The sequence below is a fragment of the Streptomyces sp. NPDC096193 genome, assembly GCF_040302905.1.
In the GTDB taxonomy this organism is placed as follows: domain Bacteria; phylum Actinomycetota; class Actinomycetes; order Streptomycetales; family Streptomycetaceae; genus Streptomyces.
This window is the reverse complement of the sequence record NZ_JBEOSJ010000010.1, coordinates 1-23,982: the sequence shown is the minus strand read 5'-3', so window position 1 is coordinate 23,982 and position 23,982 is coordinate 1. Positions and strand designations below refer to the sequence as shown.

Annotated in this window: 22 protein-coding genes; 11 read left to right on the top strand and 11 right to left on the bottom strand. The window is 70.9% G+C overall.

All coding sequences use genetic code 11. From position 1 onward, the window contains the following. Positions 1-67: 67 nt before the first annotated feature. The 5 genes from ABTX78_RS16630 to ABTX78_RS16610 all read left to right on the top strand — a co-directional run bounded on the left by ABTX78_RS16630 (position 68) and on the right by ABTX78_RS16610 (position 4,953). Positions 68-604, top strand: coding sequence for a hypothetical protein (locus ABTX78_RS16630; protein ID WP_352207513.1), 537 nt, complete (start codon positions 68-70; stop codon positions 602-604). A 335-nt stretch (positions 605-939) separates the two neighbouring features. Next, positions 940-1,779, top strand: a complete 840-nt coding sequence (locus ABTX78_RS16625) for a glycosyltransferase family 2 protein (RefSeq protein ID WP_352207512.1) — start codon at positions 940-942, stop codon at positions 1,777-1,779. Beyond that, positions 1,776-2,975: a glycosyltransferase family 2 protein gene (locus ABTX78_RS16620; protein ID WP_352207511.1), complete on the top strand. Its 1,200-nt coding sequence runs from the start codon at positions 1,776-1,778 to the stop codon at positions 2,973-2,975. Before ABTX78_RS16625 ends, ABTX78_RS16620 begins: the two co-directional genes overlap by 4 nt. Positions 2,976-2,995: 20 nt before the next feature. After that, positions 2,996-3,775 (top strand): polysaccharide deacetylase family protein, encoded by a 780-nt coding sequence (locus ABTX78_RS16615; protein ID WP_352207687.1) that lies wholly within the window; start codon positions 2,996-2,998, stop codon positions 3,773-3,775. Positions 3,776-3,861: 86 nt separating this feature from the next. After that, a complete protein-coding gene (locus ABTX78_RS16610; protein ID WP_352207510.1) occupies positions 3,862-4,953 on the top strand; it encodes a DUF5925 domain-containing protein in 1,092 nt (363 codons plus the stop codon). Between the two features lie 158 nt (positions 4,954-5,111). On the opposite strand, the gene ABTX78_RS16605 is transcribed toward ABTX78_RS16610, so the two are convergent. After that, entirely contained in the window at positions 5,112-5,486 is a 375-nt protein-coding gene (locus tag ABTX78_RS16605; RefSeq protein ID WP_352207509.1) for a GntR family transcriptional regulator, read from the bottom strand. Between the two features lie 71 nt (positions 5,487-5,557). Between ABTX78_RS16605 and ABTX78_RS16600 the strand changes: the two genes are divergently transcribed. Then, entirely contained in the window at positions 5,558-6,478 is a 921-nt protein-coding gene (locus ABTX78_RS16600) for a GNAT family N-acetyltransferase (RefSeq protein WP_352207508.1), read from the top strand. Next, a complete protein-coding gene (locus ABTX78_RS16595; RefSeq protein WP_352207507.1) occupies positions 6,459-6,956 on the top strand; it encodes a ribonuclease FAU-1 family protein in 498 nt (165 codons plus the stop codon). The genes ABTX78_RS16600 and ABTX78_RS16595 overlap by 20 nt, the downstream gene beginning before the upstream one ends. 129 nt (positions 6,957-7,085) lie before the next feature. Here the strand turns inward: ABTX78_RS16595 and ABTX78_RS16590 are convergent, their stop codons facing one another. The 3 genes from ABTX78_RS16590 to ABTX78_RS16580 are packed head-to-tail and all read right to left on the bottom strand — an operon-like array spanning position 7,086 to position 10,095. Then, the gene (locus ABTX78_RS16590) at positions 7,086-8,582 is read right to left on the bottom strand and encodes a tripartite tricarboxylate transporter permease (RefSeq protein WP_352207506.1); all 1,497 of its coding nucleotides are present in this window, start codon (positions 8,580-8,582) and stop codon (positions 7,086-7,088) included. A 2-nt stretch (positions 8,583-8,584) separates the two neighbouring features. Continuing rightward, positions 8,585-9,115 (bottom strand): tripartite tricarboxylate transporter TctB family protein, encoded by a 531-nt coding sequence (locus ABTX78_RS16585; protein WP_352207505.1) that lies wholly within the window; start codon positions 9,113-9,115, stop codon positions 8,585-8,587. Then, a complete protein-coding gene (locus tag ABTX78_RS16580) occupies positions 9,112-10,095 on the bottom strand; it encodes a Bug family tripartite tricarboxylate transporter substrate binding protein (protein WP_352207504.1) in 984 nt (327 codons plus the stop codon). The genes ABTX78_RS16585 and ABTX78_RS16580 overlap by 4 nt, the downstream gene beginning before the upstream one ends. Before the next feature lie 127 nt (positions 10,096-10,222). On the opposite strand from ABTX78_RS16580, the gene ABTX78_RS16575 reads away from it, so the two are divergent. Then, positions 10,223-10,909, top strand: coding sequence for a response regulator (locus ABTX78_RS16575; protein ID WP_352207686.1), 687 nt, complete (start codon positions 10,223-10,225; stop codon positions 10,907-10,909). A gap of 223 nt (positions 10,910-11,132) precedes the next feature. Here the strand turns inward: ABTX78_RS16575 and ABTX78_RS16570 are convergent, their stop codons facing one another. Continuing rightward, entirely contained in the window at positions 11,133-11,561 is a 429-nt protein-coding gene (locus ABTX78_RS16570) for a pyridoxamine 5'-phosphate oxidase family protein (RefSeq protein WP_352207503.1), read from the bottom strand. Between the two features lie 291 nt (positions 11,562-11,852). Beyond that, positions 11,853-12,383, bottom strand: a complete 531-nt coding sequence (gene cpt / locus ABTX78_RS16565; protein ID WP_352207502.1) for a chloramphenicol phosphotransferase CPT — start codon at positions 12,381-12,383, stop codon at positions 11,853-11,855. A 436-nt stretch (positions 12,384-12,819) separates the two neighbouring features. On the opposite strand from cpt, the gene ABTX78_RS16560 reads away from it, so the two are divergent. After that, positions 12,820-13,866, top strand: coding sequence for a lytic polysaccharide monooxygenase auxiliary activity family 9 protein (locus ABTX78_RS16560; RefSeq protein WP_352207501.1), 1,047 nt, complete (start codon positions 12,820-12,822; stop codon positions 13,864-13,866). A gap of 47 nt (positions 13,867-13,913) precedes the next feature. Here the strand turns inward: ABTX78_RS16560 and ABTX78_RS16555 are convergent, their stop codons facing one another. From ABTX78_RS16555 to ABTX78_RS16545, 3 genes are all read right to left on the bottom strand, one after another. Continuing rightward, a complete protein-coding gene (locus ABTX78_RS16555; RefSeq protein ID WP_352207500.1) occupies positions 13,914-14,801 on the bottom strand; it encodes a lipase family alpha/beta hydrolase in 888 nt (295 codons plus the stop codon). A 295-nt stretch (positions 14,802-15,096) separates the two neighbouring features. After that, a complete protein-coding gene (locus ABTX78_RS16550; RefSeq protein WP_352207499.1) occupies positions 15,097-16,146 on the bottom strand; it encodes a DNA polymerase Y family protein in 1,050 nt (349 codons plus the stop codon). Continuing rightward, positions 16,143-19,574 (bottom strand): DNA polymerase III subunit alpha, encoded by a 3,432-nt coding sequence (locus ABTX78_RS16545; RefSeq protein WP_352207498.1) that lies wholly within the window; start codon positions 19,572-19,574, stop codon positions 16,143-16,145. Before ABTX78_RS16545 ends, ABTX78_RS16550 begins: the two co-directional genes overlap by 4 nt. Before the next feature lie 142 nt (positions 19,575-19,716). On the opposite strand from ABTX78_RS16545, the gene ABTX78_RS16540 reads away from it, so the two are divergent. Continuing rightward, positions 19,717-20,841 (top strand): DUF3533 domain-containing protein, encoded by a 1,125-nt coding sequence (locus ABTX78_RS16540; protein ID WP_352207497.1) that lies wholly within the window; start codon positions 19,717-19,719, stop codon positions 20,839-20,841. A 201-nt stretch (positions 20,842-21,042) separates the two neighbouring features. Then, the gene (locus ABTX78_RS16535; protein WP_352207496.1) at positions 21,043-22,191 is read left to right on the top strand and encodes an AI-2E family transporter; all 1,149 of its coding nucleotides are present in this window, start codon (positions 21,043-21,045) and stop codon (positions 22,189-22,191) included. A gap of 30 nt (positions 22,192-22,221) precedes the next feature. Here ABTX78_RS16535 and ABTX78_RS16530 read toward each other — a convergent pair whose 3' ends face one another. Next, complete coding sequence (locus ABTX78_RS16530; RefSeq protein WP_502993889.1) at positions 22,222-23,307, bottom strand: S1 family peptidase; 1,086 nt, start codon at positions 23,305-23,307, stop codon at positions 22,222-22,224. A 231-nt stretch (positions 23,308-23,538) separates the two neighbouring features. Continuing rightward, a partial coding sequence (locus tag ABTX78_RS16525) for an SPFH domain-containing protein (RefSeq protein ID WP_502993888.1) occupies positions 23,539-23,982 on the bottom strand: 444 nt, incomplete at its 5' end.

Sequence of the window (23,982 nt, the reverse complement as noted above, 5' to 3'; positions counted from 1 at the left end):
CCTCAACTTTCGTAGCAGGGCCCATACTTCACCGGAAGTGTCCATGCCAAAAATTCCTATGGTCGTCTTGACGCCACCGGGCGGGCTGGTCAGCATGAGGGCCTCGCATCCGACGCCTGGGGGGGTTCAGTCGGCCATGCAGACCATCAAGAACAAGCCACCGCCGGGCGGTTCCGATCTCCTGCCGGTCCTCGCCGGCGCGGCCTTCGCCGTGTCGGGCGTCGGCGTCGCGCTGGCGCTCGCGGACGTCCGCTCGCCGCTGCGCGCGCCGTTCGTGCTCTTCTTCCTCTTCGCGGGGCCCGCCTGCGGACTGTTCGCCGCACTGTCCGGGTTCGAGCCCGCCACCCGTGCGGCCGTCGCCGCCGCCGGAGCCGTCGGCATCGGCCTGCTCGCCGCCCTGCCGGTCTCGTCCCCGCGCATCCTCGACGTCGGCGGAGGGGTCGTCGCCGTCGTGGTGATCACCGCTCTGCTCTTTCTGTGGGCGCCAGCGCGCCGAATGCGGAATCCGGGGTCAGGAACACCGAGTGATCAATTCCTGAAAGCGATCAAGAAAATTCGATCAGAAAGTGCTGCACTCTCCATCCGATTCGGTGTCAAAAAGTAGAAAAGCGAGACCGGGGTCCAGGTCTTGCCATACAGTCCTAATCATCAATACCGTCGTACATCCACCCGCAACGGTCCATCATGCAAGCGGCACTAGGGGAGGGCTCAAGCGTCGCGATGGCTTCTGAGCGGGAGGCGCGGTAGGGGGGTGCCGTGCTCGGTTTTCGTGCTCGCAACCGAGTCGTATGCCGCGCGGCCATGTTCTGCAACTCACCCAAAGGTACGGAGGGTTATTCGGCATTGGCGGGTGAGAAGTAAACCCCCCTTTCAAACCGGACACTCATCCGGATCGCCCGTGGGGCGGGCGGTCCACCGGTGGAGAGGGAAAACTGCATCATGAGCTCAGTCCTGCACCCGGCCGCTCCGGGGCAAGATCCGTCGGTGAACGAAGTGAGCCGCATATCTGCCGTCTACCGGCCGATCTCGTCCCATCTCGCCATCACACCGCCGGTCAGCGTCGTGATTCCCGCAATGAACGAGGCGGAGAATCTGCCGTACGTCTTCAAGACACTTCCGCACTGGATTCACGAAGTCGTGCTGGTCGACGGCAATTCCAGTGACAACACCGTCGAGGTCGCCCGCGAACTGTGGCCGGACGTCAAGGTCGTGAAACAGGCCGGCAAGGGCAAAGGGGATGCCCTGATCAGCGGATTCGCCGCCTGCACCGGCGACATCATCGTCATGGTCGACGCGGACGGGTCGGCCGACGGAAACGAGATCGTCTCCTATGTCTCGGCGCTCGTCTCGGGAGCCGACTTCGCCAAGGGTTCACGTTTCGCCAACGGCGGCGGCACCGACGACATGACCCCGATCCGCAAGCTCGGCAACCGGATCCTGTGCGCCGTCGTCAACGCCAAGTTCGGGGCGAGATACACCGACCTCTGCTACGGCTACAACGCCTTCTGGAAGCACTGCCTCGACGACATCGACCTCGACTGCACCGGGTTCGAGATCGAGACCCTGATGAACATCCGCGTCGCCAAGGCCGGTCTGCGGGTGCAGGAGGTTCCCAGCCACGAGTATCTGCGCATTCACGGCCTCAGCAATCTGCGCGCCGTCCGGGACGGCCTCCGTGTGCTCAAGGTGATCCTCAAGGAGAAGGGTGCGCGCCGCGCTCCGCGCACCCGCCACGCGGCCGCGCCCGACGTGACGGTCCCCCGGGGAGAGACGTCTTGAGCGACCGTCGGTTCTCGGTGGTGATCTGCGTCTACACCGAAGACCGCTGGGAGGACATCCTCGCGGCCGTCGACTCGGTGCGGAAGCAGTCACTGCCGGCTCTCGAAACGCTGCTCGTGGTGGACCACAATCCCGCCCTGCTCGACCGGCTCTGCGAGGAGTACCAGGAGTCCGGCGCGCACGGCGGGTCCGCCGCGGAAGGTGAGGAGGTGCGGGTGCTCGCCAACGCGGGCCCCCGCGGCCTCTCCGCGGGCCGCAACACCGGCATCGCCGTGGCCCGCGGTGAGTTCGTCGCCTTCCTCGACGACGACGCCGTGGCCGAGCGCGACTGGCTGCGGTACTTCGCCGAGGGGTACGACGATCCGCGGGTGATGGCGGTCGGCGGCCGGACGACGGCCGCCTGGGCATCGGGACGCAGGCCGCGGTGGTTCCCGGAGGAGTTCGACTGGGTCGTGGGCTGCACCTACCGCGGACTGCCGCCGGGCAAGGTGCGGGTCCGCAACGTGCTGGGCGGCAACGCCTCGTTCCGGCGCAGCGCGTTCGACGCCTCCGGCGGCTTCGCCACGGGCATCGGTCGCGACGGCGACAAACGGCCGCTGGGCTGTGAGGAGACCGAGTTGTGCATCCGGCTCGCGTCGGCGCTGCCGGACGCGGTCCTCCTCATCGACGACCGCGCGGTCATCCACCACAAGGTCCCGGCCGTCCGCGAACGGTTCGCCTACTTCCGTACGCGCTCCTACGCCGAGGGGCTCTCCAAGGCACTGGTGGCGAGGAGTGTGGGCGCGGACAAGGGGCTCGAGTCCGAACGCCGCTACACCACACGGGTGCTGCCCGCGGGAGTGGTGCGCGGATTGCGGGACGCCGTGCTCGGCCGGCCGGGTGGCGCGGGCCGGGCCGGCGCGATCGTCGCCGGAGTCGCGGCGGCGGCGGGCGGCTACGCGGTGGGCAGCGCCCGGGCCCGCCGCCGCGGCGGCGGCTTCTCGTCGGGCCCGATCGCACCCGTGTCGGGCGGGCCGCCGGTTCGGGCAGGGTCACCCGTGCCCGACGGCCCGCTGTCCGGGTCGTCGGCGCCGGGCGCGTCGCCCGCGGCATCCGTACCGTCCGAGTCACTCGTACCGTCCGAGTCACCCGCGCCGTCCGGGTCCACGGCGTCCACGGCGTCCACGGCGTCCACGGCAGGAGGTCACAGCGGTTGAACCGGCCCGTCCCCATCCTGATGTACCACGCCGTCGCGCACCGGCCGGCCGACGAGACCCTCGGTCTCTCGGTCACCCCCGACGCCTTCGCCGAGCAGCTCGACCTGCTCGACAAGCGCGGGTTCACCCCGGTGACGACGTCGGAGCTGGCCGGTGCCTGGCGGTCGGGCGGCAGCCGTCCAATGCCGCACCGGCCGGTCCTGATCACCTTCGACGACGGCTACGAGGGCGTGCACCGGCACGCCCTTCCCGTCCTCGCCGCACACGGATTCACCTCCACGCTGTTCGTCTCGACCGGCTGGCTGCGCGGTGAACACGACGAGGGCGGCGCCCTCGACACCATGCTCGACTGGGACCAGGTGCGTGAACTGGCCGCGGCCGGCATGGAGATCGGCGGCCACACCCACACCCACCCGCAGATGGACCAGCTCGGCGACGAACGGCTGCGGTACGAGACCGTCCGCTGCCGCGACATCATCTCCGGTGAACTGGGCGAGCCGCCCTTCTCCTTCGCCTATCCGTACGGCTACTCCAGCCGCCGGGTACGGCGGACGGTCCGGGAGGCGGGCTTCACGCAGTCGCTCGCCGTGGGCAACGCGCTCGCCCGCCGCGCCCAGGGCCCGTACGCCATGGAACGCGTGACCGTACGGCGTAGCACGGACATCGCCGAGTTCGAGCAGTTGATCGAAGGGCGGGCCGTCGCCAGGAACTTCGCCAGGGACCGTGCCCTCACCAAGGGGTACGCCGTCGTGCGCAGGACACGCCGGGCCGTGACACTGCTCCGGGAGGCCCGCACCTGATGCCACCACCGGGCGCGGCCCCACCGGAACGCGCCACCGGTCAAAACACCGTGCGCGGACAGGTTCGGTGACGGATCATGGGCCCCATGTCCGCACAGCCTCAAGACGCACTGCCGATCCGGCTCAACGTCGACGACAGCGATTCGCCGTCGGATGTCGTCGACGCGCTGTTCCTCGGCCGTTTCGCGACGGGCGAGCAGCCGCACTCCCACAGCTCCTCCATCGACCGCGTCAAGCCCGGGGCCACCCTGCTGCCGCCGTCGGCCACCGTGCTGCGCTCGGCCCGCGACGACGACCGCAGTGCCGTGCTCGCCGAGGGCGAGGGCTGGACCCTGCTGGTGTCCCGCTGGAACCGCGGCGCCGATGTCACGGTGACCGCGGTCAGCGAGGAGCTGGCGGAGAAGATCCTCAAGGCGACGACGGACGGCGCGGAGGACGAACCCGAGCCGCAGCCGGAGAACGTGACGATGGGGTTCTGGTACGTCTCCCCGCGGCGCGGCCCGCACCGCACGACCCGCCAGATCGCGGCCGGCACCTGGGAAGAGGTGCGGCCCAACTACACGGCGCCGGTGGCCGACGCGATGGACCGGCTGATGAAGGTCACGCCCGACGACATCGCGGGCCGGCTGCTTCTGCTGCACGGCCCGCCGGGCACGGGCAAGACGTCCGCGCTGCGCACACTGGCCCGGTCCTGGCGGGACTGGTGCCAGGTCGACTGCGTACTGGACCCGGAGCGGCTGTTCAACGACGTCGGCTATCTGATGGACATCGCGATCGGTGAGGACGACGGCACCGCCAAGGGCCGCTGGCGGCTGCTGCTCCTGGAGGACTGCGACGAACTGATCCGCGGTGAGGCCAAGCACACGGCGGGCCAGGCGCTGTCCCGGCTGCTCAACCTCACGGACGGGCTGCTCGGACAGGGCCGGAACGTCCTCGTGGGCGTGACGACGAACGAGGATCTGGAACGCCTCCACCCGGCGGTGGTCCGCCCGGGCCGCTGTCTGGCCCGTATCGAGGTGGGCTCACTGACGCGCAAGGAGGCGGTGAACTGGCTCGGCACGGAGGAGGGCGTGGGCCGCGAGGGCGCCACCCTGGCGGAACTGTACGCCCTGCGCCGCGGCCACAGCCCGGCGTCGGTCCCGAGCCAGCAGGGCGTGGACGCGGGGCTGTACCTCTAGCCGGACGGCATCACGGACCGACGTCACGACCCGCGTTCACGGACCGCGTCACGGACCGGCATTCACGGACCCGCGTCACGAAGACATCCGGACGCGCCGCCGCGGACCTCAGGTGCCGTAGGTCCGAGACGGCGCGGCCTCCGCACGCGCCGCGGACCTCAGGACCCGTACGCCGCGCGCAGCGCGTCCGACACGGCCGCCTCGGCCGCGGCCCGCGTGAGTCCGAGGCGCCGTGCCTCCGCCGCGTACTCCCCCGCCGCCACGGCGGCCCGCCGCTCGGCCGCGTCCCCCGCCGCCGCCACGAAGGTGCCGTTCCGCCCGCGCGTCTCGATCACCCCGTCCCCCTCCAGCGCGCGGTACGCCTTGGCGACCGTGTTCGCCGCCAGCCCCAGCTCCTCCGCCAGCCCGCGCACGGTGGGCAGTTTGTACCCGACGGGCAGCCGTCCGGACCGGGCCCGGGCGGAGATCTGCGCGCGCAGTTGTTCGTACGGGGCGGTCGCGGAGTCCGCGTCGATGGCGATCTTCAAGGTCACTCTTCCGATTCTCCCCCACCGGCGGATATTGGGAGGCGACACGTCCGGGCGGGCGCGTAGCGTCGGTGACCATGACTGTGATCGTCCGTGACTTCCGCCGCGAGGACGCCTCCGCGGTGTGCCGGGTGGCGCGTGCCGTGCTGCCGTACGAGGTGACGACACCGGAGGCCGTCCTGTTCGAGGTGGAGAGGGCCAACCCCGCGAAGCACCACCGGCTGTTGGTCGCCGAGAGGGGCGGCGAGATCGTCGGCACGGCTTCCGCGGGCGTGGCGTACGACGCGTCGGAGCCGGGGGTGTCGTCCGTCGCGCCGCTGGTCCTGCCCGCACACCGTGGTCAGGGCGTCGGGAGCCTGCTGCTGCGCACCGCCGAGGAGCATCTGGCCGGCGTCGGCGCGGCGACCGTGTACACCTGGGTGGCCGACGAACCCGCCTCACGCGCCTTCGCCGAGCGCCGCGGCTACCGGCCGTCCCGTTCGGCGCACTTCCAGCGGCTGGACCTGGCGAACGGCACGCTGCCGCCCCCGCCCCCGCTGTCGGCGGGCGTCGAACTGCGTACGGTCGAGGACTTCGCTGCCGACCCGCGGCCGATGTTCCGGGCCGACGCGGAGGCCACGTCGGACGAGCCGGGTGACATCTCCGTCGACTTCGACGACTACGACGACTGGCTCAACCACACCTGGCACCATCCGCTGCTGGACCGCGCGCTCAGCACGGTCGTGATGGTGGACGGCGAGGTGGCCGCCTTCACCGCCGCCCAGTCGGACGGCGGTACCCGCTATCTGTCGGGCATGACCGGCACGCTGCGCGCCCACCGCGGGCGCGGTTTCGCCAAGCTCGCCAAGTCCGACTCGCTGCACAGGGCCCGGGCCGCGGGCTACACCGAGGCGTTCACCAGCAACGACGCCGACAACGGACCGATGCTGGCGGTCAACTCATGGTTCGGCTACGAGATCTGTGCGACGGAGGTACGTCATGCCCGCGGCCTCGGTTGAGGTACGGCTCGTCAAGGCGGGCACGACCAAGATCCGCTACCCGGCCGACCTGATCGCCGACGACGGCACGCATCTCGTGGTCCGCGCGGACTGGGCGTCCGGCGGGGCGCGTGACTTCGGCTTCGTCCGCTTCGAGCCCGGCGACGTGTTCACCGAGCACTACTGGCGCGACCGGTGGTATGCCGTGAAGGAGGTCCGCACCGGCGACGGCGTGCTCAAGGGCTGGTACTGCGATGTGGCCAGGCCGGCGCGGCTCGTGGGCGAAGAGCTGAGCGTGGAGGATCTGGATCTCGACCTGTGGGTGTCGGCCGACGGGTCGACGGTTCTCCGGCTGGACGAGGACGAGTTCGCGGAGAGCGGGCTCGCCGAGAGCGACCCGGAGGCTGCCGGGCAGGCCGTCAGGGCGCTCGATGAGCTCGAACTCCTGGCGCGACAGGGCGCTTTGCGCGCATTGTCGGCCGCGCACGACGACGCGTAGCACTCGGCGTCGGGATCCGCCGGTCCACGCAAGCGCCGGGGCCGGGCGAGCATCTCCGCGTGACGGGTCCCGCGTGATGCGCCCCGCCCCCACCGTCGACACGATTGAGGGCGGGGCGCATCCGTTCCGTCATGCCGCCGTGCGGCCGCGGCCGGGGATCGCCTTCTTGATCAGCGGCCACGCCAGCAGGATCACGATCACGGCGTACACCGTCACCGAGAACGGCGTGTTGACCAGACCGGTGACGCTGCCGTCGCTGATCTGGAGCGCCCGGCGGAGCTGCTGTTCTGCGGCCGGGCCGAGGATCACACCGATCACCGCCGGCAGCACGGGAAGTCCGTACCGACGCATCCCGAAGCCGATCAGGCCGATGATCAGCAGGATGACCAGGTCGAGCGCCTCTCCGCCGACCGCGTACGCGCCGACACCGGCGAAGAACAGGATGCCGGCGTACAGGTACGGGCGCGGGATGCGCAGCAGCTTCGCCCACAGGGGCGCCAGCGGCAGGTTCAGCGCGAGCAGCAGCACCATGCCGACGAAGAGCGAGGCGATCAGACCCCACACCAGGTCGGGTTCACGCTCGAAGAGCAGCGGGCCGGGCTGGATCCCGTACTGCTGGAACGCGGCGAGCATCACGGCCGCGACCGCGGTGGTCGGCAGGCCGAGCGTCAGCATCGACACCAGGGTGCCCGCGGCCGACGCCGAGGCCGCCGACTCCGGCCCCGCGACCCCTTCGATGGCGCCCTTGCCGAACTCCTCCTTGTGCTTCGACAGCCGCTTCTCGGTGACGTACGACAGGAAGGTCGGGATCTCCGCTCCTCCGGCCGGGATCGCACCGAACGGGAAGCCGATGACAGGTCCGCGCAGCCACGACTTCCAGGTGCGCCGGACGTCCGACCTCCCGAGCCAGGGCCGGCCGACCGGGATGGGTTCGCCGCTGCTGCGGCGCAGATGGGCGGCGACCCACAGGGCCTCGCCGATGGCGAAGAGTCCGACGGCGACGATGACGACATCGATGCCGTCGGCGAGTTGAAGCGATCCGAAGGTGAGCCGCTGCTGTCCGGTCATCTGGTCCAGGCCGACGAGTCCGAGCGTGAGGCCGATCAGCAGTGAGGCCAGACCGCGGATGCGGGAGGAGCCGAGCACGGACGTGACCGCGATGAACGCCAGCACCATGATGGCGAAGTAGTCGGGTGCGCCGATGTCCACGGCGAGTTCGGCGACGGTCGGCGCGAGCACGACCAGCAGGATGGTGCCGATCATGCCGCCGGCGAAGTGACCGACGGCCGCGGCCGCCAGCGCCTGCGCTCCGCGGCCCGCCTTGGCCATCGGATTGCCTTCGATGGCGGCGACGACGGCGGCGCTCTCACCGGGGGTGTTCAGCAGGATCGAGGTGGTGGAGCCGCCGAACATCGCTCCGTAGTAGATGCCCGCGAACATGATGAACGCGCCGGTGGGCTCCAGCCCGTACGTCACGGGCAGCAGCAGGGCCACCGCCATGGCCGGTCCGATGCCGGGCAGTACCCCGATCGCGGTGCCGAGCAGTACGCCTATCGCGGCCCAGAGCAGATTGACGGGGGTCAGCGCGGTGCCGAAGCCGTCGAGCAGGGAGTTGAGGGAGTCCATGCCTACAGCGCCTCCATCAGGGGACCACCCGGCAGGGGGACACCGAGCAAGTTGTCGAACACGAAGTAGGTGAGGAGGGAGAGGACCGCGGCGATCAGCGGGTCACGGTCGAGGTGCCTGCTGCCGAGGGCGAAGGCGGCGCCCCAGAACAGCAGTGCGCCGGCGACGGGGAAGCCGACCGGCCCGATGAGCACGGCGAAGGCCAGGAAGACACCGGCGAGGAGCAGTACCGTGCGCCAGTCGCTCGGTTCGCTCAGATCGATGTCCTCGCCGCCCTCCGCCTCTCCGCGTCCGCCGCGCAGGACGTCGACGGTGAGCAGTACGGCGACGAGCACCAGGCCGACGCCGACGACGAGCGGCACTGTTTTCGGTCCGACGGGCCCCCGCTGGGCGATGTCGACGTCCATGGTCAGGGCGTCGGTGAGGACGAGCACGCCGATGGCCAACAGCAATACCCCGACGCCCAGTTCGGAATGATCGCGCAACCAGGAGCGGCGGGACTCCGGTGCCTGTGTGGTGTCCGTGGTGGTCACAGTCCCAACTCCTTCAGCACCGAGTCGACGCTCTTGTCCTGCGCGTCGAGGAAGTCGCCGAACCTGTCCCCGGTGAGGAACGCGTCGTCCCAGCCGTTCTTCTTCATCGACTCCTTCCACTCCTCGGAGTCGTGGAGTTCGCTGAGCAGGGCGATGAGCTTGTCGCGCTCGGCGTCCGACAGGCCGGGCGGGGCGACGATGCCGCGCCAGTTGGTGAACTCGGTGTCCAGTCCGGCCTCGCGCAGCGTGGGCGCGTCCAGTCCGGGGACCCGCTTCGGGCCGGTGACGGCCAGCAGCCGCAGCTCACCGGCCTTGATCTGGTCGAGGTACTCCCCGACGCCCGAGACGCCGAAGGCGACCTTGTTCCCGAGGATCGAGGCCAGCAGTTCGCCGCCGCCGTCGAAGGGGATGTAGTTCACGGTCCTGGGCGCGATCCCGGCCGCCTGCGCCATCAGCATCGGCGCGAGATGGTCGGGTCCGCCGGGTGACGAACCGCCGCCGACCGGCAGTTTGCCCGGGTTCTTCTTCCAGGCGGCGAGCAGGTCCTGGATGGTCCGGTACGGGGAGTCCTTGGAGACCACGACGATGTCCGGCTCCTCGGTGAGCCGGGCGATCGGGGTGGTGTCCGCCAGCGTCCGGGGCGACTTGTTGGTGTGGACGGCGCCGACGACGCCCAGGCCCATGGACATGGCGAGCCTGCCGTTGCCGCGCTCACCGACGAGCCGGGTCAGGCCGACCGTGCCGCCGGCGCCGGGCAGGTTGAACACCTCGACGTTGTGGGTGAGTTCGGCGTCCTCGGCATTCTTGGCCGCCGTACGGGCAGTGATGTCGTAGCCGCCGCCGGGCGTGTTCGGGACCATGAAGCGAAGGCCGGGGATGTGGGTGCCGGTGTCGGAACCCTTCCCGGCGGAGAGCAACGGCGGCCCCACGAGCACCAGCAACGCTGCCCCGAGCAGGGCGAGGGGAGTGCGCAATCGCACGAGAGCCGCCTCTCGGTGGTGGGAGTGTGAAGTGGCCCACATGTTGCCTGCGCGTTGAGAAGCTGTCTCCCTTCCGCAATCAACGGACGTTGTGGTCCTTGTGGTCACGTCCTACCGTGACGGCGTGATGAACGTGCTGGTGGTGGACGACGACTTCATGGTCGCCAAGCTGCACAGCCGCTATGTGTCCGCGACGGAAGGCTTCAGGGTCGTCGGTGTGGCCCACAGCGGCGCAGAAGCGCTGCGCGCGGCCGAGCGTCTGCGGCCCGAGCTCGTGCTCCTCGACATCTATCTGCCCGACATGGACGGGATCAGCGTGCTGCGCGAGCTGCGGGCGGCCGAGGAGCGGGACGAGACGCGGGCGAGTGTGGACGCGCTGTTCATCACGGCCGCGCGGGACGCCGGTTTGGTGCGGGCGGCGCTGCGCGCGGGGGCGCTGCACTATCTGATCAAGCCGTTCAACCAGGCGGCACTTCAGGAGCAGCTGCGGCATGTGGCATCGCTGCGATCCCGCTTCGACCGGCTGGGCGAGGCGCGCCAGGAGGACGTCGACCAGATCTTCGGCACCCGGCCGCCCGGCTCGCGCGAACTGCCCAAAGGGCTGGCCCCGCACACGGCCGAACTGGTGGAGCGGATCCTGCGGGAGCACACGGGCGATCTGTCGGCGTCCGAGTGCGCGGAGGCGGGCTCGCTGTCGCGGGTGAGCGCGCGCCGGTATCTGGAGTACTTCGCCACCGTCGGCCGGGCGGAGGTCACGCTGCGCTACGGCGGCACGGGCCGGCCGGAGCGGCGGTACCGCCTGACCGGCGGCTGAGGCTCGGGCCGCGCTGTTGCCTGACCGGCGGCTGAGGCGGAGTGGCGGCTGATGCTCGGGCTGGGCTATTGCCTGACCGGCGGCTCGGGCGAAGTGTCGGCTGATGCTCGGGCCGCGCTATTGCCTGACCGGCGGCTGAGGCTCGGGCCCGGCCCGCCCGGACGACGCGCGCCCGGGCAGGCGGGCCCGTCTGCAGGGACCCGAGGGTCCTCCACCCGATCCGTCAGAGTGCGCCGAGGTCCGAGCTGACCCAGCGCTGCGGCTGCATGTGGATGACCACCTGCTCGCCGTGGCTCTTCCAGGCCATGTCGACGTAGGCGTCGACCTTGTCGGCCGGCAGATAACGTGCCGAGATCTCCTGAAGAAGCTCCCGGGTGGCGGGGATCGTCTCGGTGACGGGCCCTTCGACGGAGACGTACCGGATGGTGGGCTCCAAGCGGTCGGCCATCAGGCAGAACCGTCCCGCCTGCGCAATGGCCCGCCCCTTCCGGGAGTCGCGCCCGGTCATGATCCAGATGTCACCACCGGGCGCGTACTGATACCAGATCGGCACGGTGAGGGGCGCCCGCCCCTCCTCCCCCTCGTCCACGGCCAGCGCGGCGACATGGGGTTCGGCGAGGAACTGCTCACGCTCTTCACGGCTCAAGGCCACGGACGGCTCCTTTGCTCGGCGTCTGATCCTGCTGCCCGAGCCTAGGACGCGGGGACGGCTTGCGGGGTGGCATGCGCGGGGGTGTCGGGCACGGGGAGCGGGTTGTCCGGATCGCATGCCAGCGGTGGCCGGCAGGCCGTGTCCACGAGGTGCGGCACGACCGACTGGACCGTCCACGACCGGCCCAACGCCGCGAACGCGCCCGGATCCGCGGCGAGAAGGGCATCGGCCCCTGGCAGCCCATGACCGTCCCTGCGCTGCGGTCACAGCGGCAGACAGCCGCGCCGTCGATCACCTCGCATGTGCGGCGATGGCCCGTGCGCACTCCATCGACTCGGCATGCGTGGTGTCGACCTCCATGTCGTAGACCACACCCCGGTGGACGACATCCGCCTGGGACGCTGCCATCCCGATGACCCGATCGCCTCGCGCGACCTCACGCCCTGCGGCAACCGCACTGTCACACCGGACGCCGACCCACAGCACCCGCAGGTCGCCCAAGGCCTTCTGCCATCGCTGCTGCGAGTCCGCTCCGCCGAGGAAGACCTCGTCGACGATGATCCGGGCGCCCGCGCGGGCCATCGCGGCGACCCCCTCGGTCCATGCCGCTTCCAGCGTCCGAAACTCCGGCCCAACGATCACCTCTCCGTCCGGAGCGAACTCGATCCCGGCATCCGACGCCTGCATGGACGCGGGCATCGCGTCAACCAGCGTGTCGGTCCCGAGAGCCAGCCACGGATCCGGCAGGACCGCCTGCAGACACCGGGCGATCCCGGACTTTCCCGAACTGGAACCACCGTTGAGAACGATCACCTCGGTCATCACCGCGCCAGAGTAGAGCCGCCGCAACAACCCTCGAAACGGATTTCCGCGAACGCTGCCCGCACCTACGACCAGGTGGGCCTTCCCGGTCGGAGCACTGGTCGTGGGAGCCGAGTGGGGAGCCAAGCAGGGAGCCAAACCCAGCGGCACTCGGTGGACCGCCCTGGACGGCCACGGACGCTCAGGCGCTGAACCCCGTGGTCAGACGTGCGCGCTCCGCAGCCTTCCTCAGCCCCTCCTTACCGCCTCCTTAAAGCGAGCATAAGGATCCCCTCCATCCCCTCCCAGCAGGCGATTTCGGCTCGTCGAAGGGCTAGCTTGCTGATCGCCGGGGCCGGCTCGGACTGTCGGTGCCATGAGCCCACGGGGGGTTGTGCCGCCCGTTCGGGCCCGCCCTGGGATCCCCCCATGTGTCCGTCTTGAGGAGAACGTCACCATGACCGCTCGCCGTAAGGTCACCACGGTCGCCGCACTCGGCGTCGCGCCGATCGTGATCGCCGGGCTTTCCGCCGCTCCGGCCTTCGCCCACGGCTCGATGACGGACCCGGTCAGCCGGGTGTCGGCCTGCTTCGCCGAAGGGCCGGAGAGTCCGGAATCCGCGGCCTGCAAGGCGGCGGTCGCGGCCGGTGGTACGCAGCCCCTGTACGACTGGAACGAGGTCAACATCGCCAACGCCGCCGGCAATCACCAGCAGTTGATCCCGGACGGCAAGCTGTGCAGCGCGGGCCGTGACAAGTACAAGGGTCTCGATCTGCCCCGCGGTGACTGGCCCTCCAGCAAGATGACGGCCGGCAACCGCACCTTCCACTACAAGGCGACCGCGCCCCACAAGGGTTCCTTCGAGCTGTACCTGACCAAGGACGGGTACGACCCGACGAAGCCGCTGAAGTGGTCGGACCTGGAGGCCGCGCCGTTCGCGAAGGTCACCGACCCGAAGCTGGTCAACGGTGAGTACGTCTTCGACGGTGTCGTCCCGAACAAGTCCGGCCGCCACCTCGTCTACTCCATCTGGCAGCGTTCGGACTCCCCCGAGGCCTTCTACACCTGCTCCGACGTGGTGTTCGGGCAGGACAACGGCGGCTCGGGCAGCGCCCCGACCGCCGCGGCGCCCTCCGAGCAGGAGATAGCCGACGGTGCCGACAAGTCGACCGTCGACCACAACGGTCACGGTGGCGACGGCCATGACGGGACGGGCAAGGGCTCCGAGCAGACCGGCACGGAAGCGGCCGGCACGGAGACCGGTGGGAAGCCCGCGGAGCAGGCCGCCGGTGAGGAGGCCGAGCAGACCGGGGGCAACGCCCCCGAGCCGAACAGCGCCGCTGCCCCGGGCACCTCGGGCAGCGAGAACCTCGCCGAGACCGGTGGTGACAGCAGCACCCCGTACATCGCCATCGGGGGTGCCGCCGCCCTCGCTCTCGGTGCGGCCGCACTGTTCGGCACGGCCCGGCGCAGGGCGACGGCCGGCGGCCGTCACGGCCGCTGAGCATCCCTCGTCGCCGGGTGGCGAAACTGCGCGTCCGTTCTTCGGTGTCAGCTGAAGACGGACGCGCAGGTCGTGCGTCGGGCGTTCGCCGGGTCAAGGGCGTTGGCCACCTCGTGGTACGCGATCCGGTCGAACAGACCGATGGCGAGGTGCTCCGACAGGTTCACCGGACACAGGTCCTGGACCAGGACGTTCTTGACGCCCGGGCCGTCCAGGTACTGCGAGCGGTAGGGCGTGACCACCTGGTCGTACCGGGTGGATATGACGGTGTAGCGCACGCCGGGCACGGTGTCGCCGCCCGCGTTGAGTTTGGTCAGGAAGGCGGATCCGACGATCTGGTCGGCAAGCCCCGGGGTGGCGGTGCTGAGCAGGTCCTCGGCTCCGGGGAAGTACGGCAGAAGCGCGGTGAGCCCGGACAGCGTGGTGCCGTGGTTGTCGGGCGCCAGGCCGACGAGGGCGTTCACCCTGTCGGCGCCGCCGAGGAACTTGAGGTAGTAGCGTGGCATCATGCCGCCCTGGGAGTGGCCGACGAGGTCCGCCTCGGACGCGCCGGTCGCGGCGAGCACCTTGTCGACATAGGTGTCGAGTTGCTCCGCGGACTTGTCGATGGGGCCGAGGCCATGGAAGAAGGGCACGCCGGGGAGCTGCCCGTAGTCGAGTGAGAAGACGCAGTAGCCGCGCGCGACCAGGTACGGAGCGAGGCTGAGCCAGTTGTCGACCGAGTTCCCGAAGGTTCCGTGGACGAGGACGACGGGGCGGGGGTGGGTGGCGGAGGGCTTGCAGCTGTAGTTGTTCCAACCGCTGTGGGGTGCCGATGCGGTGGCGGTGTCGGCGGCGGTTGATTCGGCGTGGGCGACGGTTGCGGGAGTCAGGCTGACGGCGGCGGCCAACAGCAGGGCGGCAAGGGGTCTCAGTGCACGTTTCCAGGGCAGCATCGGGCAATCTCCTTGCGGCTCAAGGGAGTAGCGATGGCTGGATTTGTGGTGCCCACGACAAAACTACGCACGAGTAACCGTGACTGGGAAGTTACGCGTCGGTAAAAACTGAACGTGTGTCAATAAGCGGTCTCCGCCGGTCAGCTGCGGCACGCGGCACGGCGGGCGGGCACAGCGGTGTACACCATCCGGTCCGGCGGCACGTTCGAGCCCGGGCCGGGAGCGGTGGGCAGCGCAGGAAGTCCGCGGCCCGCGGCCGGCGCGGGGCTCGGCCCCGCACCCCCTCCGCGCCCCCTTACGACGCCCTGCGGAAGGTGGCCGCCGGTCGCACCGTGCCCGCGCCGAACCGCGCGTTCGCCCGGTCCACAGCCACCTCCGCCGCGAGACGGGCTTCCCGCACCGGGTCGAGCGAGATCTGCCGGGACACCCGCTCCGCCGCGGTGAGGTCCTCGGCGCGCAGCACCATGCCCGTCAGCCGGGCCCGCTGGAGTCCGGCGGCGTCCATCATCCGGTACGCCGCGATCCGCAGATCCTCGTCGTGGCCGGACGGTTCGGGGAGCCGCCGGGTCTTCTCCCAATGCGTGCCACCGGCGAACTGGAGCTTCAAGGACAGGGCCCGGGCGGCCTGACGGCGGTCGCGCAGGGTCGCGCCCAGCCGTACCACCAGGTCGAGAAGCGCGGCCCTGACCAGGGCCCCGTCGAGCTCGTGCCCGGTGAACCGGTGCCGGACGGCGGCCGCGGGCGGCAGGTCCTTGGGGGTGACGGGACGCGGGTCGACACCGCGGGCACGCTCCGCGGCCTGCCGTCCCGCGCGCCGGCCCAGGATCCGTTCGACGACGCCCTGCGGAACGGCGGCCAGTGCGCCGACGGTGTGCAGGCCGTACGCGTGCAGTGCCTCGGCCTGCCGGGAACCGATGCCGTGCAGCGCCTCCACCGGCAGCGGCGCGAGGAAGTCGTCCACCCCGCCCTCGGGCACGGCCACGATGCCGCCGGGCTCCGGTACCCGGGCGGAGGCCATCGCCGCCACCGCCCAGGTGCCGGCCACCCCGATCCGTACGTCCGTGCCCAGCCGGGCAACCGCACGCAACCGCACCATCTCCGCGATCCGCACGGCGTCCGCGCCGAAGTACCGCTGCGCCCCCCGGGCCTGCACCAGCGCGGCCGAGGGCGGGATGGCCTGGACGACGGGAGAGAACTCCCGCAGCAGTTCCAGCACCGCCCGGTACTCGTCCTCGGGGAGCGACGGGGCGCAGCGCACATGCAGGACGCTCGCCGCACGGCCGTACGCTCCGCCGGCTTCCTGCCCTGTGCCCGGCCGGCCGGGGCTCGGGGGATTCTGGTTCATCCGGCGCTCCCGGGACTCTGGTGCCACAACTTCCTCCCCGTTGCCGCCTGTTGCTCACCCGGCGGCTGAAGGTCCGCCCAGGGGTTGAGTTCGTAGCCCGTCGGCAGCTGGATCCGGCGTCCGTTGTCGGCGGGGCGCCCGTCGCCCTCCATGGGAGCGGTCAGCCGTGCCGCGACCGCGTCGAGCCCTCCCGTCCGCCGCAGTTCCGCCAGTTCGGCGAGGTTCCAGGCGGCCGCGCCGACCACGCTGAGGCTGCGCGGACCGCGCCGCTGCACCACCCCGCGCACCAGCAGCAGCCAGGAGTGGAAGACGGTGTAGGCGCATGCCGCGTGGCTGTCGTCGAAGAAGGCGAGGTCGACCAGACCGGTGCCGTCGTCGAGGGTGCTGAAGATGACCCGGCGCCCGGACCGGATCGGCGGTGTCTGGGTGGCTGCCTTCGCGCCCGCGACCAGCACGGTCTGCCCGTGCTTCGCCGAGCGCAGTTGCTGGGCAGAGAGCACTCCCAGCTCCTTCAGGAAGGAGTGGTGATCATCCATCAGATGCCGGGATGCGTCCATGCCGAGGACACCGAGCTCGGCGCTGAGGCGTTCCGCGTCACCGAGGTCGGGCAGCCCGACGGCGGCCGTCTTCTCCCCCTGCCCGAGCGGGAGTTGACTGCCGTGGGACCCTTTGCCGCGCTGTCCGCGGTGGAGTTCGGCGAGATGCAGCAGCAGGTCGCGCCGGTTCGCGCCGAAGGCGTCCAGCGCGCCGACCTGGGCGAGCCGTTCGGCGACCGGCCGGCTCGGGCGGGCACGCTGCCAGAAGTCCAGCAGCGAGGAGTAGGGCCGGCCGTTCGCGATGCGCTCCGCCTCGGCCTCGTTGATGCCGTGGACGTCCGAGAGGGCGAGCCTCAACCCCCAGGCCTCCCGCCCCTCTTCAGACACCAGTTCGATTTCATGAGCGACCGCCGACCGGTTCACGTCCAACGGCAGTACGGGGACTCCGCGCCGCCGTGCGTCCGCCAGCAGCAGCCGCTTCGGGTACATCCCCGGGTCATGGGTGAGCAGACCGGCGAAGAAGGCCGCGGGGTGGTGCGCCTTGAGCCACGCCGACTGATAGGTCGGCACGGCGAAGGCCACCGCGTGCGCCTTGCAGAAGCCGTACGAGCCGAAGGCCTCGATGATCTCCCAGGTGCGGGCGATCACATCGGGGGTGTAGTCCCTGGCCGCCGCCTGCCGGGCGAACCAGACCTTGATCGCTTCCTGCGACTCGGGGTGGGACAGCCCGCGCCGTACCCGGTCGGCCTCGTCCCGCCCGCAGCCGGTCATGATGTCCAGCATCTCGATGATCTGCTCGTGGAAGACGACGACTCCGTAGGTCTCCTTCAGCGGCCTCTCCAGGTCCTTGTGCGGATAGCGGACGGGCGCCCGGCCGTGCCGGGCCTCGATGAACGGCCGCACCATGTCGGCCGCGACCGGCCCCGGCCGGAAGAGCGAGATGTCGACCACCAGGTCGTCGAAGGTCGACGGCTGGAGTCGGCCGATCAGATCCCGCTGGCCCGGCGACTCGATCTGGAAACAGCCCAGCGTCTCGGTGGACTTGATCAGCCGGTAGGTGTCCGGGTCGCCCGGCGGCACGGCATCGAGGTCGACCTCCTCCCCCGTCGCCCGCCGCAGCTCGGTGACCGCATGCGCCATCGCCGACTGCATCCGCACGCCGAGGACGTCGAGTTTGAGCAGCCCGAGCTCCTCCACGTCGTCCTTGTCGAACTGCGCCATGGGCAGGCTCTCGCCGCTGGTGGGCACCACCGGGGTACGGGTCAGGAGCGAGGCGTCCGAGAGCAGCACCCCGCACGGGTGCATGGCGATCCCCCGCGGCAGCGCGTCCAGCGCCTCGACCAGTTCCCACATCCGTCCGTGCCTCCCCTTCTCGGCGGCAAGGGCGCGCAGTTCGGGCAGTTCCTCCATGGCGGCGCGGGCGTCACGGGCGCGGATGTGCGGAAAGGACTTGGCGATACGGTCGATCTCGGCGGGATCCATGGAGAGCGCGGCACCCACGTCGCGTACCGCATGGCGCACCCGATAGGTCTCGGGCATGGCGACGGTGGCGACCCGCTCCTCGCCGAAGCGGTCGATGATCGCGCGGTAGACCTCGATCCGGCGGGCGGACTCCACATCGATGTCGATGTCGGGCAGCACCCGCCGCCGGGTGGAGAGGAAGCGCTCCATCAGCAGGCCGTGTTCGACGGGGTCGGCGTGCGCGATGCCGAGGAGATGGTTGACGAGGGAGCCCGCCCCGGAGCCGCGTGCCGCGACCCGGATGCCCATCTTCTTGACGTCGTCGACGACCTGAGCGACCGTCAGGAAGTACGAGGCGTTGCCGTGGTACGCGATGATGTCGAGCTCGTGGTGCATGCGCTCCCAGTAGTCGCGGCGGTTGTCGTAGCCGCGCAGCACCATGCCGGCCGCGGCGCGGGAGGCCAGCACCCGCTGCGGGGAGCGCCGTCCGGCGCCGACCAGATGCGGTTCGGGGAAGTGGACGGCGCCGATCCCCAGGTCGTCCTCGGGGTCGACCCGGCACGCGGCCGCCGTCTCCTCGGTCATGGCGAGCAGCCGGTGCGCGGTGTCCCGGCGGAAGCCCGCGGCCTCGGCCACCCGCTCGGCGTTCGCGGTCATCGCGTCCGGGCCCTTGAGCCAGCGCTCTCCACTGTCGAGGCCCTTGCGCGGGTCGATGGGCACCAGGCGGCGGGCCGCGTCGAGGACGTCGGCGACCGGACCCTGGCCCGGGTCGGCGTAGCGGACTGCGTTGGTCAGCACGGCCCGTACGCCGTGTTCGGCGGCGAAGCCGAGGGTGCGTGCGGCGTGCCGCAGGGAGCCGGGGCCCGTGCCCGGGAGCCCGTGGTGGACGACTTCGAGGCGCAGCCCATTGCCGAAACGTTCCTGCCAGGGCGTGAGCAGCGTGGCCGCCCGGTCGGGGCGGCCCGCGGCGAGGGCCCTGCCGATCTCGGACGCGGGCCCGAGCAGCACGGTCAGATCGTCGCCGTGGCTGTCGTTCCACGGCAGCAGCGGAAGACCGTCGTCCGCCGCATGAGCGGCGGTCACCAGTCGGCACAGCTCGGCCCAGCCCCGGCGGGACCGCGCCAGAAAGACGGCCCGCGGCGCGGACTCGTCGAGAAAGGCACCACCGCGCACGGGAGCACGCCGGCGCTCGGTCGGTCCCTCCCGCCGGGCCAGCTCCCCCACCGCGAGGTCCACACCGAACAGCGGCCGGACCCCCTCCTTCTCACAGGCCTTGATGAAGCGGACCGCGCCCGCGACGGTGTCGCGGTCGGTCAGCGCAAGGGCGTCCATACCCCGCTCGGCGGCACCCGCGGCCAGCCGTTCCGGATGCGATGCCCCGTACCGCAGGGAGAACCCGGAAAGGGTGTGCAGATGCGTGAACCCGGGCACCCACACCTCCTGGATCAGTCCGTCTCACCTCCCCCACCACCACCATAGACCAACTTTCGAACATACGTACGACATGGCGCGCATCAGCCATTCGGACCCGCCCCACCTGCGGGAACACCAGGCGAGACCCAGCGTGGAGGCCATGACGCGCACATCGGACGACCCTCGCGGAGGTTTCCTCGGCGAGCTCAAGGACGCGGTGAGCGTACGGGCCGCCCTTCTGGTCCTCGGGGTGCTGGCGATCCAGCTCGCTTTCATCACGTCGTACATCGGCGCCTTCCACTCACCGAAGCCGCACAGGATCCCGCTGGCCGTCACCGCGCCCTCCACCCAGGTCGCCGACGAGGTCCTGTACCGGCTCTCCACCCTGCCGGGCGAGCCGCTCGACCCCCGGCCGGTCCGGAACGAGGCGGCAGCGGTCGAACAGATCCGGAACCGGGACATCGACGGCGCACTCGTCCTCGGCCCCGGTGACACCGGCCGGCTGCTGGTGGCCAGTGGCGGCGGCGCCTCCCTCTCCCAGGCGCTCGCCGAGGTCGTCATGGCGGCCGAGAAGGGGCAGCGCAGGACCCTGAAGGTGGTGGACGTGGTCCCCGGCACCCGGGGCGACGGCCGCGGGCTCTCCTCGTTCTACCTGGTCGTCGGCTGGTGCGTGGGCGGCTATCTGTGCGCGGCGATCCTCGGGATCAGCGCGGGCGCACGGCCCGTCAACGGATCCCGCGCCGTGATCCGCCTGGGCGCCCTGCTGCTGTACTCGGTCGTCGCCGGCCTGCTGGGATCCGTGATCGCGGGCCCCCTCCTGGACGCCCTGCCGGGCAGTCTTCCCGCCCTGTGGGGCCTCGGCACGCTGCTGGTCTTCGCGGTCGGGTCGGTCACGCTCGCCCTCCAGAGCCTCGTGGGTGTCATCGGCATCGGCATCGCGATCCTGCTGGTGGTCGTGCTCGGCAATCCGAGTGCCGGCGGCGCGTATCCCTATCCGCTGCTGCCGCCGTTCTGGCGCGCCATCGGCCCCGCGCTGCCGCCGGGCGCGGGCACCTATGCCGCCCGCTCGATCGCGTACTTCCGGGGCAACGGCGCGGGCGGCCCGATGCTGGTACTCGCCGCGTGGGCGGTGGCGGGCACGGCGCTCACGATCGCCGCCGCGGTGTTCCGCCCCGGCGGCACCGGGGCCGGGGCGGACGTGGCCGCGAGCAGCGCAGCCGACGGGCGCCGGGGCGGCGGAGCCGGAAGGGCGGCACCCTCGGACCGTCCGGACACCACGGGCTGAGGCGAGCCGATGCCCGGACGACTCGGACCGCGAGACAGCGGCGGCACACAGCCCGGCACCGGTCCCCAGCCCGGGGCGCCGTCCCCCGCCCGGCCGTCCGGAGGCCGGGGCCCACGGATCCGCGCCGCTCGCCGGGCCTCCCGCGGACCGGCCGTTCGGCCCGATCCGAACGGGAGAGCCGGCCGGAATTCCGAACCACCGGTGTCCCCCGTGCTGCGGGCCGCGGCCGCGTACTCCTGGCGTGTGCTCGTGGTCGGCGCGCTCGTGTACGCCGTCTTCTCGATCCTCGGGCGCTTCCACGAGATCGCCGTGGCCGTCTTCCTCGGCCTGGTCGTCACCGCGATGCTCCGCCCACTGACCGATCTGCTGGCCCGCCGGGTGCCGCGGGCGATCGCCGTCACCGTGTCCCTGCTCGGCAGCATCATCGTCCTCTTCGGTGTCCTGGCCTTCGTCGGCGAGACGGTCGCGGGTGAACGCGCCGTGCTGCAGGAGGAGTTCGGCGCCGGGATCGGCAGGATCGAAAGATGGCTGGAGCAGCCTCCGTTCCGGCTGAACCCCGAGGCGCTGACCGATCTCCAGTCCCGGATCGGGCAGTTCCTGTCCAGCCACCGGTCCACCCTGATCAGTACCGCACTCAGCGGCGCCGGGCGGCTGGTGCAGGTGCTCACCGTGCTGGCGCTCGCACTCTTCTGCTCGGTCTTCTTCCTCCAGTCGGGCGACCGGCAGTGGAACTGGTTCTGCTCACAGTTGCCGGCGGGTGTCCGGGACCGGGTGGCGCTCGCCGGCCGGGCGGGCTGGCGGACCTTCACCGGCTACACGCACGGCATCGTGCTGGTGGCGGCGACCAACGCCATCCTGGTGGGAGTGGCCCTGTTCGCTCTCGGAGTGCCGCTGGCCGTACCCCTGGCCCTGCTGGAATTCTTCGCCGCCTTCGTTCCGCTGATCGGCTCCCCCATCGCGCTGGCCGTCGCCGCGGTGGTGGCGCTGGCGTCCGAAGGGCCGGTGATCGCGGCCGTCGTCGTCGCGCTGATCGTGATCATCGGTCAGATCGAGGGGCATCTGCTGCACCCGCTGGTGATGAGCTGGGCCGTCCGGCTGCACCCGGTGGTGGTAGCACTCTCGGTCGTCGGCGGGGCCATCGCGGCGGGAGTGGTGGGCGCCGTGGTGGCGGTACCGCTGGTCTCCGTCCTCTGGGCCGCGCGGCAGGCCCTGCGCGGAGAGCAGCCGCAAGTGCGGAAGCGGAAGAAGCAGAGGAAGGGACCGCGGGGAGACGCGGGGCCGGCGGACGAGGCGGGAAGCACGAGCGGCATGAGCGGCATGAGCAAAACCCGGGCCACCCCTGAGGGGTGACCCGGGCCTCATGGCTCACAGGGTGGTGCGTCAGCCGATCTCGGCCCCGAAGGCCTGAAGGGCCTCGGGCACCGGCTGGAAGAAGGTCTCGCCGCCCGAGGAGCAGTCACCGCTGCCGCCCGAGGTGAGACCGACGGCGGTGTCGCCGGCGAAGAGCGAGCCGCCACTGTCACCGGGCTCGGCGCAGACCGTGGTCTGGATGAGGCCGTTGACGATGTCGCCGTTGCCGTAGTTCACGGTGGCGTCGAGACCGGTGACCTCACCGTCGTGCAGCTGGGTGGTGGAACCGCTGCGCTGCACCTGCATGCCGACGGTGGCCTCGCCCGCCTTGGTGATGGCCTGCGAGCTGCCGTTGTAGAGGTTCACCTCGCTCGGGTGCTCGGTGCTGCCGCTGTACTTGACGAGCGCGAAGTCGTTGTCGGGGAACTGCGAGTCGACCATCTCGCCGATCGGCGCGCCGCCCGCGGAGTCGGACCACTGGCTGCCGGCCTGGCCGCAGTGTCCGGCGGTGATGAAGTGGGGCTCCCCGTCCTTGACGACGTTGAAGCCGAGCGAGCAGCGTCCGCCGCCCGAGTGGATGGCGTCGCCACCGGAGACGAAGGGCTTGAACTCCCCGGCGGTCTTTTTCAGTTCCGCCTTGCCGCCCAGGTCCTTGACGACCTGGTTCAGCTTCGTCAGGGCCGCGCCCTTGACCGTACGGTCGGCGGTGACGACGACCTTGTTGGTGACCGGATTGACCGCCCAGGAGGTGCCCGGAATCGTCGCCTTGGTGGTGAGGGTCTGCCGGGCGGTCTTCAGCTCGGCGAGGGTGTTCTCCACGACGCGTGCCTTGCCGCCCGCGTCGCGCACGGCCTTGGCGGCCGCCTCGTCGATGACGTTCACGATGAGCGTCTTGGCGTCGGCGTCGTAGTACGTGCCGGCCGCGTCGCCGCCCAGCTTCACGCTCAGCGTGTTGGCGAGGTTTCCGGCCGCGGTCGCCGACAGCTTCTTCGCAGTGAACTGCTCGGTGTTGTCACTGGCGTTCGCACTCTGGAAGGTGAGGCCCGCTCCAACGAGTGCGACGACGGCGCCGCCCGCTATCGCCGCTTTTCTCCGGGGAATGCGTCGGTGCTTCAACGTCAACCTCCTGTGGGGGCCGCGTACCGACATGTGGGGTGTCGGAACACGGAGGATGGGGCGCCCACTATTCCGATACCAATCGGTAGCACACAAGGTCGACTTCAGGACGCGCACACGACAACGCGGAGGCGTTCACAGCGCCTTCACAGCAAACGTCGACCCTGGTCATTCCGTTTCGCGAACAGCACATGCACGGCGAGCAATCGCGCCGTGGGCAAAGGGTGAGGACTAGTCCTGTCCTGATTCCGACCCCTCGGGGCCTGCGGCCGGACCGACGACGGAGGAAGGAGGGGCACTCGCGGGAGCGGGAGGGGGCGCGGAAGGAGTCGCGGGAGCAGGCGCCGCCGCGGCAGCGGGGGCGGGTTCGGCCGGGGCCACCGGAGCCGGCTGCTGGGCGCGTTCCAGGAAGCGCAGGAGTTCCACCGGGAAGGGCAGCACCAGGGTGGAGTTCTTCTCCGCGGCGACCGCCACCACGGTCTGGAGCAGCCGCAGTTGCAGCGCCGCCGGCTGCTTCGACATCTCGCCCGCCGCCTCGGCGAGCTTCTTCGAGGCCTGGAGCTCCGCGTCCGCGTTGATCACCCGTGCCCGGCGTTCGCGGTCGGCCTCCGCCTGCCGCGCCATCGACCGCTTCATCGTCTCCGGCAGCGACACGTCCTTGATCTCCACCCGGTC

Bases quoted from the DNA above. Each gene is read 5' to 3' on its own strand.
- ABTX78_RS16625 (WP_352207512.1), top strand. From the start codon at position 940: ATGAGCTCAGTCCTGCACCCGGCCGCTCCGGGGCAAGATCCGTCGGTG.
- ABTX78_RS16615 (WP_352207687.1), top strand. From the start codon at position 2,996: ATGTACCACGCCGTCGCGCACCGGCCGGCCGACGAGACCCTCGGTCTC.
- ABTX78_RS16610 (WP_352207510.1), top strand. From the start codon at position 3,862: ATGTCCGCACAGCCTCAAGACGCACTGCCGATCCGGCTCAACGTCGAC.
- ABTX78_RS16600 (WP_352207508.1), top strand. From the start codon at position 5,558: ATGACTGTGATCGTCCGTGACTTCCGCCGCGAGGACGCCTCCGCGGTG.
- ABTX78_RS16595 (WP_352207507.1), top strand. From the start codon at position 6,459: ATGCCCGCGGCCTCGGTTGAGGTACGGCTCGTCAAGGCGGGCACGACC.
- ABTX78_RS16590 (WP_352207506.1), bottom strand. From the start codon at position 8,582: ATGGACTCCCTCAACTCCCTGCTCGACGGCTTCGGCACCGCGCTGACC.
- ABTX78_RS16575 (WP_352207686.1), top strand. From the start codon at position 10,223: ATGAACGTGCTGGTGGTGGACGACGACTTCATGGTCGCCAAGCTGCAC.
- cpt (WP_352207502.1), bottom strand. From the start codon at position 12,383: ATGACCGAGGTGATCGTTCTCAACGGTGGTTCCAGTTCGGGAAAGTCC.
- ABTX78_RS16560 (WP_352207501.1), top strand. From the start codon at position 12,820: ATGACCGCTCGCCGTAAGGTCACCACGGTCGCCGCACTCGGCGTCGCG.
- ABTX78_RS16555 (WP_352207500.1), bottom strand. From the start codon at position 14,801: ATGCTGCCCTGGAAACGTGCACTGAGACCCCTTGCCGCCCTGCTGTTG.
- ABTX78_RS16550 (WP_352207499.1), bottom strand. From the start codon at position 16,146: ATGAACCAGAATCCCCCGAGCCCCGGCCGGCCGGGCACAGGGCAGGAA.
- ABTX78_RS16540 (WP_352207497.1), top strand. From the start codon at position 19,717: ATGACGCGCACATCGGACGACCCTCGCGGAGGTTTCCTCGGCGAGCTC.